The organism is Lutibacter sp. A80, assembly GCF_022429645.1.
Classification (GTDB): Bacteria; Bacteroidota; Bacteroidia; order Flavobacteriales; family Flavobacteriaceae; genus Lutibacter.
The window spans coordinates 1738989-1751898 of the sequence record NZ_CP092480.1 but is presented as its reverse complement, the minus strand read 5'-3'; the positions used below and the strand labels follow the sequence as shown (position 1 = coordinate 1751898).

Below are 12910 nucleotides of genomic sequence, written 5' to 3'. Positions count from 1 at the left end.
TTTAAAGTAACATATTGTTAAAGAATTTTTGAAGTAATTTAGATGCAGTAATTAGCGATATTAAAATTAGAATATAATGAATAAAAGAAACTCGAAAACAACTATTTTTTTAATTTTATTAGTACTCAGTTTATTGTTAAATGCCTGTTCCGAAGGACAAGAAATTTATAAAATTGAATCTCCAAACTCTGAAGTAAAATTAAGTTTAAAAGAACTAAAAGGAGACTTGTTTTATACTTTAAATTGGCAAAATGAAAATATTATTGATACATCAAAATTGTCAATTAAACCAAATGCTAAAATTGAAATTATTAAAGCAGAACTTAAATCGTCTGATACTACGTGGAAACCTACTTGGGGACAATTTAGTGAAATTAGAGATTATTATAACGAATTAATTTTAACGGTTGAAATTGATAAAATTAAAGGAAAACTTCTTGTAAGAGCTTACAATGGAGGAGTTGGTTTTAGATTTGATTTAGATGATGTAAAAATAGATGATCAATTAAATTTCTATAGCGAATACAATCTTTCTAATACAGATATTCTTTATTATACAACCGGAGGTACGCAGCCTAAAGGGCCTTTTAAATTAAACAGCCTTAAAAATTCTAATGATAAGCAGAAAATGGGCATACCGGTTGTAGTGGAAAAATCATTTAAAAAATACCTTTCTATTTTAGAGTCAGATTTAATTTCTACAAAAGGATTTCAAACAATGAAAATTGATTTTGATAAACATACCGAAAAATTAATTTCTAAAAGTGAAACTAATAATCAAGAAGGGAAAGTAGTAACACCTTGGAAAGTAGTTTTGTTAGGTGAAACTGCAGGAGATTTAGTAACTAGCTCTGTAACATTAAATTTAGCAACTCCTAATAAAATTGAAAATTCAGATTGGATAAAACCAGGTAAAACTTTATGGGATTGGCGTGTTCATGGTTATACAGCCTCTGATGGCTTTAAATATGGTGTAAATACAGAAAGTTATAAGCGATTTATAGACTTTGCAGCTGAAAAAAAGATTGAATATTTTTTAATTGATGCAAATTGGTATACAAAAACAAACAAAGGTAGTTTTAATATTGCTAAAGAATTAGACTTCCAAGAAGTTATTAATTATGCCGCAAAAAAAGAGGTAGATTTATTACTTTACTATGATAGGCATAAAGGAGATTATGGAGATGATAAATTGTTTTCGTATTTTAAATCTTTAGACATGAAAGGAATAAAATATGGTTTTATGGGAAATAATCCAGATTTTTCTAGAGAAGCCATACTTAAAAGTGTTGAAAATAAATTGTTAATCGATTTTCATGATAGCCCAGTACCTTTTACAGGTGTACAAAGAACCTATCCGAATGCAATAACAAGAGAATATTGCCATGCTCAACAAGATTATAGAAAGTCTTTTACTCCAGAAACATTTATTAAAATGGCACTAATTAATGCCGTTCAAGGACCATTAGATATGAATAATGGAAACTTTGATTTAATTGGAATTAATAAAGGAGATAGACAAAAAGGCCCCAAAAAAACAAACTCTTATTTTTCTACGGTAACTTCTGAAGTTGCAAGAACTTTAATTATTTTTAGTGGATTGGTCTGTATTCCTGATGCACCGGAATCTTATGAAGCAAAAGCAGATTTATTCGAGTTTATTCAAAAAATGCCAGTTGGTAAATGGGATGAAAGCAAAGTTTTAAACGCTGCTATTGGTAAAAATATTACAACAGCACGTCGTTACGGAAAAGAATGGTTTATAGGTAGTGTAATTGATCAAAAAGGAGGAACGCTAAATATTAAATTAGATTTTCTTGAAGAAGGTAAAGATTATGAGGTTACTTTTTATGAAGATACTGCAGAAACGCATTGCAAAACCAATCCAGAAGCATATCAAATTAGAAAAGGGATTGTTAAAAAAGGAGATTTAATTAAAGCAATATTAGCTCCTGGTGGAGGGCATTGTATGTGGATTCATCCAAAAATTATGGAATAATTACCATATAGTTTTCATTTACCTTACTTATAATTCATTATTGTTAACAAAGAATTTATAGGAATATCTAAAGGAAGTCTTTACGGAGATTACGAAAATAATTAGGAGGAGTTAATATTGTTGGAACAGATCAAAGAATTCCTCCTTTTAAAAATATTTAAGAAAAGTTTTAATAGCTTGTAGTTGAGGCTATAGATAATTTTAATAATAGCAGATATTGATTTAGGTTTATATTTACTAATATCAAAATAAAGCAAAAAAAACACCAACTTTTAAAGTTAGTGTTTTTTGAGCCGATGGAGGGACTCGAACCCACGACCTGCTGATTACAAATCAGCTGCTCTAGCCAGCTGAGCTACATCGGCTTTTAACGGGTGCAAATTAATTTAAATTATTTTATATGTGCAAGTCTTTTTTGAAAAAAAAATCATTTTTTTTTATTTTTTTTATTTTGATAAATTCACCTGCTGTTTTTAAAAAAGAATATTATTTTTAATTGTCATAATTAGAGGGTTTTATCAAATTAAAAAGCTAATGCGCTATTAAAAAAATAAAAAATGTTTAAAAGCTTTATTTGTAATTATTTTATTTTAAATATGAGTACACGTAAATAAATATTTATATTTATTGTGAATTAGTAGTGTACCATTTTACAAAATCATAAATTATCTTTATGTCTAATAAATTAAGTCTGTTTTTTGTTTTAACAATTGTAATGTTACTTTTTTTAAATTGCAGTAGTAGTAAATCAACATCGCCTTATATTTCTCAAAATATGCCCACGGTCGAAAGAGAATTTAGAGCTGCATGGATTGCTTCTGTTGCTAATATAAATTGGCCAAGTAAACCAGGCTTATCTTCCGAAGAACAAAAAAATGAAGTTATAGTATTATTGAATGTGCTTCAAAAAAATAATTTAAATGCGGCTGTAATACAAATTAGACCACAGGGAGATGCACTGTATAAAAGCAATTTAGAACCTTGGTCTTATTATTTAACGGGTTCGCAAGGTAAAGCACCTGAACCTTATTACGATCCGCTTGAATTTTGGATTGAACAAGCGCATTTAAGAGGAATTGAGTTACACGCTTGGTTAAATCCTTACAGAGCGCATCATGTAAGTGGAGGGCCTGTTACAGATGCTTCTATAGTTAAAAAACACGCTAATTTGGCTGTTCATTTAGAAACAGGGTATTGGTGGTTAGATCCAAGTAAGCAAGAAACACAGGATCATAGTTATAATGTAGTTATGGACATTGTAAAAAGGTATAATATTGATGGAATTCATTTTGATGATTATTTTTACCCTTATCCAGAATACAATAACAATAAAGATTTTCCTGATGATGAAAGTTGGAATTTATATACACAAAATGGTGGAAAATTGTCAAGAGCCGATTGGCGTAGAGATAATGTAAATAAATTTATTAAACGGGTTTATAAAGGTATAAAAAAAGAAAAGGCAAGTGTTAAGTTTGGTATCAGTCCATTTGGTTTTTGGCGTCCACATTATCCAGCTTCAGTAACTGTAGGTTTCGATCAGTATAACGCATTGTATGCAGATGCTAAATTATGGTTAAATAAAGGTTGGGTAGATTATTATACACCTCAATTATATTGGCCAATTAATAGAATAGAACTTAGTTTTCCGGTATTACTAAATTGGTGGAATAATGAAAATTATAAAAACCGCCATATTTGGCCTGGAATGAGTATAGGCCGTTTAAAAGGTGAAAGTGCTATAGATGAGACTTTCAATCAAATTATGATAACAAGAGGAATGATTTCTGAAGCGCCTGGACAAGTATTATGGAATATAAAACCCTTGATTACTTCGCCTGAATTGGCAGCGGCAATATTAGATGGTCCCTATAAAAAACAAGCTTTAACTCCAAAATACCCTTGGTTAAATAAAAAAACTCCATTAACGCCAAGTGTTAATACTACTGTTGAAAATGATACAGTATCTGTTAGATGGAATCATAAAAATAAGGATGAAATTGCGCACTGGATTGTTTATACTAAATATGGAACAGTATGGAGTTATGCAATTTATGGAAGCTTAATTGAATCTATAAACATACCATTAAAAATAACTGATAAAAAAGATTTGGCTGTTTCTAAAACTGGAGGTAAAGAGCTAATTAAAACCTTAAACACTATAGCTGTGTCTGCTGTAGATAAATTTGGAAATGAAAGTGAATCTGTTAAAATAATAGATTTAGAATTTTAATAAAAACCAACTAGATTGTATTATTTTTAGTGTTTAAAACCCTAAGTTTCTTATGTAAATTTAGTAGATAATCGATGTAAAATAGCATTGTTTTTTATAAAATCATGAGATTTAACAATGTAATTTGGATTTAAAGCTCTTGTTTTTAGTTATTTGTAATTGTTTACTTAAATAACCCTATCCTTAAGTTTCTCTAAAGAATTGTATAATAGATTTGTTATAGAATAACAACAGATATATCTGCAAACTCATTTATTAATCAATAAAATTTGGACAGATGAAACTATTAGAAAATATTTTATTAGCAAATGATTTTAGTGCATCTTCTAAAAATGTTGTAGAAACAGCTATTGAGTTTGCAAAAGTATTGCAATCTAAAATTATTCCAATTCATGTGCTTCCTGATGATATTTTAAATGAAAAAGTAAAGTTGTTGTTAAAAGAAACAGCTTTATCAAAGTTATCAGAAACGGTAAAAAAAATAACAAGCTCAGGTGTAGAATCTGAAAATTCAATACTTAGATTTGGATCTGTAAATGATGCCATAGTTAGAACGTCTATAGCTATAGATGCCAATTTAATTTTAATTGGTTCTGGAGAAAGTAATAGCGGAGATAGATTTCAATTAGGAACAACCGCAGAACGAATTATTCAAGAAAGTGACAAGCCAGTGCTTGTTGTAAAAGAAGGAGTACCACTTAATATTCAAAACATACTTTGTCCAATTGATTTTTCTGAAACTTCAAAATTAGCGCTTCAAAATGCAATAACAATGGCGCGTAGATTTAGAGCGGAATTAACTATTTTAAGTGTTTGTGAATTACAAACTTCCAGTTGGTTTACTTCAGAAAAAGATAGAGAAAAAGAAAACAATCTTAGATGTGCTTCGCATAAAACAAAATTTAATAAGTTTTTAGAAGATTTTAACTTAGAAGGTGTAAAATGTATTAAAGAAACACCTATTGGAAACCCAGCCGAAGAAATACTCAGTGTTATTTCAAGAGAAATGATAGATCTACTTATAATGGGTACCGCTGGTAGAACAGGTTTAAATCGTATGCTTATTGGAAGTGTAACAGAAAAAGTAATACGTGAAGTGCCATGTTCTTTCATTACTTTAAAGGAAGAAGATGTTATTAAGTTACAATTGGAAACCAAAATTAATGATATTGAAAATTCATACAATACGGCAGTTCAATTGGTTGAAGATGGTTTTTATACAGAAGCTATTGCTCAATTAAAAGCCTGCTTAAGAGTTAATAGTATGTATTTACCCGCTTATTTCGGAATTGCTAAGATTTATGAAAAAATGGATGAACCTGAGAAAGCAGCATCATATAGAAATAGTGGAATGGAAATAAAAGAGAAAATTTATTATACAAAAATAGAAAGCGAAGTTCGTAAACTACGCGGCAGATAATTTATAAAAAATGAATAAATCAAAAGGACGAGTAGTCAGTGTAAACGAATCTCTGGTTGGTGTCGAGATTACCGAAGGGGCGGTAATAAATGGAGAAGTAGCTTACATTATAATTGAGGATGGGAAAAAACTCAAAGCAGAGGTTATTGATGTAAAAACCGGTAATATGGTTTATTTACAAGTTTTTGAAGATACTGGTTGGATGAAATTTGGAGATACTGTTGAGTTCTCCGGTCTTCCTCTAGCAGTAAAATTAGGACCAGGTATTTTGGGTTCTGTTACAGATGGTCTTCAAAATCCATTGTATGAACTAGCAAAAAAGGAATGGTTTCTTGAAAGGGGATTAGAAGTAGCGCCTTTAGATACAACCACAGAATGGCATTTTACACCTTCAGTAAAAGAAGGTGATATTGTTACTGGGGGTTCTGTATTGGGTTCTGTACCAGAAAAACTTTTTGAGCATAAAATTTTCGTACCATTTTCAATGCAAGGAAATTACACGGTTGAAAGTATTGTGGAAGCAGGTGATTACACCATTGAAAAAGATATAGTAACAGTAAAAGATGCAGAGGGTAATTCTAAAAAATTACAAATGGCTTTTGATTGGCCTGTAAAAACACCAATGCCTTTTAACAAACGTTCTGTCCCGGTTAATCCTTTACCTACAGGAATTAGAATATTAGATGCGCTTTTCCCTATAGCTTATGGAGGAACAGCTTGTTGTCCTGGTCCTTTTGGTGCAGGTAAAACAGTACTTCAACATAGTTTGGCAAAACATTCAAAAGCAGACATTGTTATTATGGCGGCTTGTGGTGAACGTGCAGGTGAAGCGGTAGAAATTTTTAAAGATTTTCCAGAATTGATAGACCCAAAAACAGGGAAATCTTTAATGGACAGAACTTATATTGTTGGGAATACGTCATCTATGCCAGTAGCAGCTCGTGAGGCTTCAGTATATATGGCAACTACTGTTGGAGAGTATTACAGAAAACAAGGTTTAGATGTTTTAATGTTAGCAGATTCAACTTCGCGTTGGGCGCAAGCACTAAGGGAAACATCTGGAAGAAAAGAAGAAATACCAGGGCCAGAGGCTTTTCCAATGTATATTTCTACACTTATTTCGGCATTTTACGACCGTGCAGGTGTTGATGTTTTAGAAAATGGAGAAACAGGATCGCTAAGTATTATGGGAACAGTGTCTCCTGCTGGTGGAAATTTTGACGAACCAGTTACGCAGGCCACTTTATTAAGTACAGGTGCATTTTGGGGATTGTCTAGAGCATTATCTGATGCTCGAAAATACCCAGCAATAGATCGTATAGATAGTAATTCAAAATATCCATCACTTTTAAAGCTTGAAGAGGTTTCTTTTTTAATGGAATTACTTCGTGAAGGTAAAACCATAGCTTCAAATATTTTACTTATGGGAGAAAAAGGGATTACAGATGAAGCTTATATTAGTTATCAAAAAGCTGAATTGGTTGATGCAGTGTTTTTACAACAAAACAGTTTTAATGATGTGGACGGCGTTACAGATCCTAAAAGGTTACGTATTATGTTTGATGTTGTAAAAGAAATTATTGATGCCCCAGTTACATTAAAGGGTAAAGAAGAAATTAGATCTCATTTTAATTTTATGAGACAAGCTTATATCGATTGGAATATGATACGGATAGACGACGAATTATTTCAAAAACAAAAATTACAAATATTGAATTTGGTTAAAACAATGGGAGCATGCTAAAGAAAACGTATGAAAATATAGATAGTATTGGAAGAGCCATTTTAAGCATAAAAGCAAAAGGGGTTCATAATAAAGAATTGGCAGAGGTAATTTATCCAGATGGAAAAAAGGCTTTTGCACAAGTAATAGCCATTGAAGGAGATAAAGTAACACTTCAATTGTTTGGTGGTGGGTTTGGAGTATCAACTAACTGTAAAGTTCGTTTTCTAGGAAAACCAGTACAAGTTGGGTTTTCAGATGATATGTTAGGTAGAGTTTATTCGGGTAATGGATTACCAATAGACGGTGGCCCAGAATTACAATCAGATATGATTCGTGTTGCAGGTCCTTCAATAAATCCTGTAAAACGAATGATTCCTAAAAACATGATTCGAACTGGTGTACCGATGATTGATGTATTTAATACATTGGTACAATCGCAAAAGATACCAATTTTTGCAAAAGCAGGTGAACCTTATAATCGTCTTTTGGCAAATATAGCTACCCAAACCGATGCAGATGTTATTATTATTGGAGGTGTAGGATTAAAATTTGATGAATATCATTTCTTTAAAGAGCGTATTGAAGAGGCTGGAAGTAAAAGTAAAACAATCATGTTTGTGCATACTCATAGAGATTCTATTGTAGAAGGCTTAATGGTGCCAGATTTAGCATTAGCTGTTGGAGAGCGTTTTGCACTTCAAGGTAAAAATGTATTTGTATTGTTGTCGGATATGACACAATGGTCAGATTATTTACGTCAAGTTGCAAATGCACAAGATCAGATACCTGCAAATCAAGGGTATCCAGGAGATTTATACTCACAGTTGGCAAGTCGCTACGAGAAAGCTGCAGATATTGATGGGGCAGGTAGTTTAACTATTTTGGGTGTAACAACTATGGATGATGTAACGCACCCTGTACCAGATAATACTGGTTATATAACCGAAGGTCAATTCTATATGAAAGATGGTTATTTAGAATTGTTTGGTTCTTTAAGTAGGTTAAAACAACAGGTAAATGACAATACTAGACCAGACCATAGAAGTATAATGAATGCAATGGCTAGGTTGTTCTCCGATGCAGAAGAACGTGTTAAAGCTCAAAAATTTGGTTCGGTAAAAGATGACTACTCTTTACGTTTGTTAGAGTATAGAAAAGTGTTTCAAAAAGAATTGATGGATCCGTTTAGATTTTTAGAGTTAGAAGATGCTCTAGATCTTTGTTGGGATATATTAGCTAAACATTTCAAAAAAGAAGAAGTTGGGCTATCATCTAAATTAGTTGAAACATATTGGCCAGAAAATGGGAAGTTCAAAATTTTAAAAAAATAAGACCAATGTCTGAAAAAACGCTAGATAAATTAATTGCATCACTAAAAACTGAAGCTGTTGAAGCTGCTGAAAAAGAAGCTCAAAAAATTGTAGAAGCTGCAAATGTAGAAGCTCAAAATATTCTTAGTAAAGCAGCGGCTCAAAAAACGGAGATACTTCAAAATGCTGAAAAAGAAGCGAAAGCAACTTTAGAAAAAGGAGAAGGACTGCTACGACAAGCTGCAAGAGATTTAAACGTAACGGTACAGAATGATTTGCTTAAATTGTTAAAAACAGTGCTTAGCAATAAAGTAACTAAAACATTTACACCAGACTTAGTAAAATCTACAGTTTTAAAAATTATAGAAAATGCTGATAGCTCGGTTGAAGTTAAGCTTTCTGAAGATCTTAAAAAAGAACTAGCAGGATATATTCAACAAGAGTTACAGGCTTCAAAAAGCTTGGTTTCTATAACAAAAGATAATTCTATTTTAAAAGGTTTTACAGTAACAAAAACAGATCAAGGCTGGAGTTATAATATTACACCTGATGAAGTTTCTGAGATATTGAATGATCATTTAAGTAGTAAATGGGTAGATATTTTAAAAAATAAATAACGATTATTATGACAGGAAATCTGGAATATTTAATGAGTAGTTTGCCTAATTTATCTTTTCAACATGAAAAAGATACGCAGGTAAAGGTTACTTCGTTGCTCAAAAAATATGCCGATTCATCAGTACGTGAAAGTAGTTTGGTAGTTATTTTAAATAATGAAGCAGCTAAATTTTTATCGTCTAATGAAAGTCGCCTTTTTCAAGAAATTAATCTTAAAAACATTCATAGTAATAGTTTTCAAATAAGTAAATACAAGGTGTTGAGTGATTTTTCTAGTTATGTTTTTAACCTGAAAAAAGAAGTTGAGCAATTGAGACTTTACAGAAAATCTAAAGATCATCAAATAAATCAAAATAAAAAAAATATTCAAATTATACCAGGTAACCCATTAGAAGAAGAAAAACAACTTATTAAATTTCAATGGGATAGACTTGAGCTAATTTCAGCAGGACACTATGCAGATTTTGAAGCTTTAATAAGCTATAAATTAAAATTAATGTTATTAATAAGGTTGTGGAGTTTTAATCAAAACAAAGGCTTTAATATTTTTGAAAGTACCATAAAAACAGAAACATATGGCGGATAAGATTTTAATGAATAAAAACTTTTTGGCTGCATTAAAAGCAGAATTAAAAGAGTTTAAGACAGCACTGCCCGTTTTTGAAATGAAAGAACAGCAGCTAAAAGGAGTTGTTCAAGAGATTGAAAATAGTATAATACGTTTGCAAAAGAGTATTGAAGAAACAAATACCAAAACAAAAGAATGGGTTGCTGTTATGGCAGAAGACACTATTGATTTGTCTGAAATAGTAAAAATTGATAATGTAGTTACTGAAAAACAAGAAATTGCAGGAGCAACTATTGAAGCGTTTATAGATTTAAAGTTTGAGAATATTGAAATAGATTTATTTGATACACCTTTATGGGTAGATGCTGCAATTGAGGTGATAAAAGATCAAAAAACCGATTTGCTTATGATAGCAATAAAACGCAAAAATATTGAAATATTAAGAGAGGAACTTGCGGAAGCTAGACGTATGAAAAATGCTCTTAAAGAAGTGTTTATACCTGAAACTATTGATAATATTAGAAAAATTCAAATTTATTTAGGTGATGTTGAGCGATTAGCTATTGGTTGTGCTAAATTAGTTAAAAAGAAAAAACAGGATAAAGGAGCTTCAGTATGATTGTTAGAATGAAAGAAATACTGCTTTTTACACTATCGAGTTCGGTAGATGAAACTATCCAAAAACTTGGAGAGTTAGGTGTATTAGATATCAATGAAATTAACCATTCTATTGATGAAGTAGTTGAAAGAAGATTAACAGACGTTAACCGTGCAAATAATGCTATAGCTATTCTTGAAAATTATAAGAAAAAAACAAAAGATGTTTCTTCTGTAGGAAATAGGTTTGTTGAGCCAAAGCAACTTATAGATAGAATTCTGTTAACTCCAGAAATTGAACAAAATTGTAAAAATAAACTGGATGAATTAAATCAACAGTTAGAGTGGTACAAAATATGGGGCGAAAATGTAACTGTTAAAGACTTTAAATACCTACAAGAAAAAGAAATTTATATCCGTTTGTATCAAGCGGATAAAAGTATTGTAAAAGAATTAAAAAAAGATCATTGTATTGCTACATTTCAGGAATACGATAACAAAATTCCTGTAGCTTTATTTACAACAGATAAATCCGAAAGATTAGATTTAAAAGAAGAAACATTGCCAAAACTGCCTTTAAATGTTATTAAACAACAAATAAAGAGAAAAGAACGTCAGTTAGAGCAAGTGGTTTCTTTTTTAGAAAATCATGTTAGCAATATTAATTTATTAGAAGATTATAATTTAGAGTTAGAAGAACGATTAGGTGTGCAACAAACACTTAATGGAATGGGGAATATAGAAGGGAAGTTAAAGTACTTAAAAGGATATCTTCCAAAAGATTCTGTTGATGATTTTATTGCTGTAGCTAAAGAAAACCATTGGGGTTATAATATTTCAGATCCTGAGAATCCAGAAGATGTTCCGGTTTATATTAAAAATCCAAAATGGATTAATATTATAAATCCTGTTATGAAGTTTATAGATATTGTGCCAGGTTATAAAGAGGTTGATGTATCTATTTATTTTCTTATTGCTTTTGCATTATTTTTTGCAATGCTAGTTGGTGATGCAGGTTATGGAGCTATTTTTTTTATAACTACACTTATTTTTAGAAAAAAAGTAGATGCTCAGATGCGCTTTTTAATGTACGTGCTTAGTGGTTCAACCATTATTTGGGGTGTATTAAGTGGAACTTATTTTGGGTCTGAAGCAATTGCATCCTTACCATTTTTTAATTATTTAATAATTGAAAACATAGCCAGTTTTGGAGTAGATAATATTTCGTTTATGATGCATTTATCGTTCCTTATAGGTACTATACATTTAACAATTGCACATGGTGTAAGGATTTTTCAATTTATAAATTCTATAAAAGCACTAAGCGAATTGGGATGGATTAGTTTAGTTTGGGGCTTGTTTTTTCTAACAGAACAATTGGTGTTAGGAGAGGTTGCTCCAGAATGGAATATATGGTTATTTGTAGTTGGGGCTGTATTGGTTGCTTTTTTCTCTGTAGAAAGTAAAAACTTTTTTAAAAGTATGGGAGTTTCCATAGCAAATTTACCTTTAAGTCTTATCAGTGGTTTTTCTGATATTGTGTCTTATGTAAGGCTTTTTGCAGTTGGTATGGCAACTGCAGCAGTAGCTTCAAGTTTCAATAATATGATAGTTCCTAATGGTATTTTAGATATGGGAATTATAGATTTAATAATGGCAGCCATAGCACTTTTTTTGGGACATGGATTAAATATAGCCTTAGCTTTAATGGCAGTTATGGTACATGGTATACGCTTAAATATGTTGGAGTTTGCAGGGCATCTTGGAGTACAATTTTCAGGAGAGGCTTATAAACCATTTAAATTAATAACTTCTTCAAACTCATTTAATAAAGAGAAAACAAAATCACAAATTATAGAATAACAAACAAAGAAATTTTTCAAATTTTAAAAATTAAATTATGACAAGCATAGCATTAATTGAAACAACAGTAGTACAAGGCTTAGGAGACATGGGAATGTCTTTGAGCATTGCTGCAATAGGGTCTGCAATAGGAACAGGAATAGCCGGTATGGCTGCTATTGGGGCTTGGAAAAAAATGATAACGAATGGACAAAAAGCAGCAACTGCATTACTTATTTTTGTTGGAGCTCCTTTATCTCAGGTTATTTATGGTATGATTTTAAAAAACGCAATAGCCGACGCAAACTTAAATCCAGACTCATATTTTTGGCAAATATTAATAGGACTTTTTGCAGGTGCAGCTATGGCTGGTTCAGCAATATTTCAAGGTAAAGCAGGGGCAAGAGCTTGTGATGCTATTGCAGCAGGAGCAAATGATACTGCAAAATATATTATGATTATTGGTGTTGTGGAAACAGTAGCTCTGTTTGTTATGATATTTACAATGACAGGTTTACCAACTGGATAATAATAAATTATGCTAAATAAGCATACATAAATAATATTATTTAATATTTATATTAATTGGTATTAATA

The 12910-nt window shown here is 31.0% G+C and carries 10 protein-coding genes and 1 tRNA gene; 10 read left to right on the top strand and 1 reads right to left on the bottom strand.

Features of this window, described 5'->3' with window-relative positions; all coding sequences use genetic code 11:
* Positions 1-76 precede the first annotated feature (76 nt).
* The gene (locus tag MHL31_RS07540; RefSeq protein WP_240228556.1) at positions 77-1999 is read left to right on the top strand and encodes a glycoside hydrolase family 97 protein; all 1923 of its coding nucleotides are present in this window, start codon (positions 77-79) and stop codon (positions 1997-1999) included.
* A gap of 291 nt (positions 2000-2290) precedes the next feature.
* On the opposite strand, the gene MHL31_RS07535 is transcribed toward MHL31_RS07540, so the two are convergent.
* Positions 2291-2364: transfer RNA gene (locus MHL31_RS07535), tRNA-Thr, on the bottom strand.
* Between the two features lie 308 nt (positions 2365-2672).
* Between MHL31_RS07535 and MHL31_RS07530 the strand changes: the two genes are divergently transcribed.
* From MHL31_RS07530 to MHL31_RS07490, 9 genes are all read left to right on the top strand, one after another.
* Entirely contained in the window at positions 2673-4232 is a 1560-nt protein-coding gene (locus tag MHL31_RS07530) for a glycoside hydrolase family 10 protein (RefSeq protein WP_240228555.1), read from the top strand.
* A 277-nt stretch (positions 4233-4509) separates the two neighbouring features.
* Positions 4510-5652 (top strand): universal stress protein, encoded by a 1143-nt coding sequence (locus tag MHL31_RS07525; RefSeq protein WP_240228554.1) that lies wholly within the window; start codon positions 4510-4512, stop codon positions 5650-5652.
* A gap of 10 nt (positions 5653-5662) precedes the next feature.
* Complete coding sequence (locus MHL31_RS07520; RefSeq protein WP_240228553.1) at positions 5663-7396, top strand: V-type ATP synthase subunit A; 1734 nt, start codon at positions 5663-5665, stop codon at positions 7394-7396.
* Positions 7390-8709, top strand: coding sequence for a V-type ATP synthase subunit B (locus MHL31_RS07515; protein WP_240228552.1), 1320 nt, complete (start codon positions 7390-7392; stop codon positions 8707-8709). Before MHL31_RS07520 ends, MHL31_RS07515 begins: the two co-directional genes overlap by 7 nt.
* A 5-nt stretch (positions 8710-8714) precedes the next feature.
* A complete protein-coding gene (locus MHL31_RS07510; protein WP_240228551.1) occupies positions 8715-9305 on the top strand; it encodes a hypothetical protein in 591 nt (196 codons plus the stop codon).
* Between the two features lie 8 nt (positions 9306-9313).
* The gene (locus tag MHL31_RS07505) at positions 9314-9892 is read left to right on the top strand and encodes a hypothetical protein (protein ID WP_240228550.1); all 579 of its coding nucleotides are present in this window, start codon (positions 9314-9316) and stop codon (positions 9890-9892) included.
* On the top strand, positions 9882-10493 hold the full coding sequence (locus MHL31_RS07500; protein ID WP_240228548.1) for a V-type ATP synthase subunit D: 612 nt from the start codon (positions 9882-9884) through the stop codon (positions 10491-10493). Before MHL31_RS07505 ends, MHL31_RS07500 begins: the two co-directional genes overlap by 11 nt.
* An 8-nt stretch (positions 10494-10501) precedes the next feature.
* A complete protein-coding gene (locus tag MHL31_RS07495) occupies positions 10502-12334 on the top strand; it encodes a V-type ATP synthase subunit I (RefSeq protein WP_240228547.1) in 1833 nt (610 codons plus the stop codon).
* Positions 12335-12371: 37 nt separating this feature from the next.
* Positions 12372-12842, top strand: a complete 471-nt coding sequence (locus tag MHL31_RS07490; protein WP_240228545.1) for a hypothetical protein — start codon at positions 12372-12374, stop codon at positions 12840-12842.
* The last annotated feature ends 68 nt before the right edge of the window (positions 12843-12910 follow it).

What these genes read in the sequence shown, in the direction of transcription:
- MHL31_RS07540 (WP_240228556.1), top strand. Translation starts at nt 77, where the DNA reads ATGAATAAAAGAAACTCGAAAACAACTATTTTTTTAATTTTATTAGTA.
- MHL31_RS07530 (WP_240228555.1), top strand. Translation starts at nt 2,673, where the DNA reads ATGTCTAATAAATTAAGTCTGTTTTTTGTTTTAACAATTGTAATGTTA.
- MHL31_RS07505 (WP_240228550.1), top strand. Translation starts at nt 9,314, where the DNA reads ATGACAGGAAATCTGGAATATTTAATGAGTAGTTTGCCTAATTTATCT.
- MHL31_RS07495 (WP_240228547.1), top strand. Translation starts at nt 10,502, where the DNA reads ATGAAAGAAATACTGCTTTTTACACTATCGAGTTCGGTAGATGAAACT.
- MHL31_RS07525 (WP_240228554.1), top strand. Translation starts at nt 4,510, where the DNA reads ATGAAACTATTAGAAAATATTTTATTAGCAAATGATTTTAGTGCATCT.
- MHL31_RS07515 (WP_240228552.1), top strand. Translation starts at nt 7,390, where the DNA reads ATGCTAAAGAAAACGTATGAAAATATAGATAGTATTGGAAGAGCCATT.
- MHL31_RS07490 (WP_240228545.1), top strand. Translation starts at nt 12,372, where the DNA reads ATGACAAGCATAGCATTAATTGAAACAACAGTAGTACAAGGCTTAGGA.
- MHL31_RS07520 (WP_240228553.1), top strand. Translation starts at nt 5,663, where the DNA reads ATGAATAAATCAAAAGGACGAGTAGTCAGTGTAAACGAATCTCTGGTT.
- MHL31_RS07510 (WP_240228551.1), top strand. Translation starts at nt 8,715, where the DNA reads ATGTCTGAAAAAACGCTAGATAAATTAATTGCATCACTAAAAACTGAA.
- MHL31_RS07500 (WP_240228548.1), top strand. Translation starts at nt 9,882, where the DNA reads ATGGCGGATAAGATTTTAATGAATAAAAACTTTTTGGCTGCATTAAAA.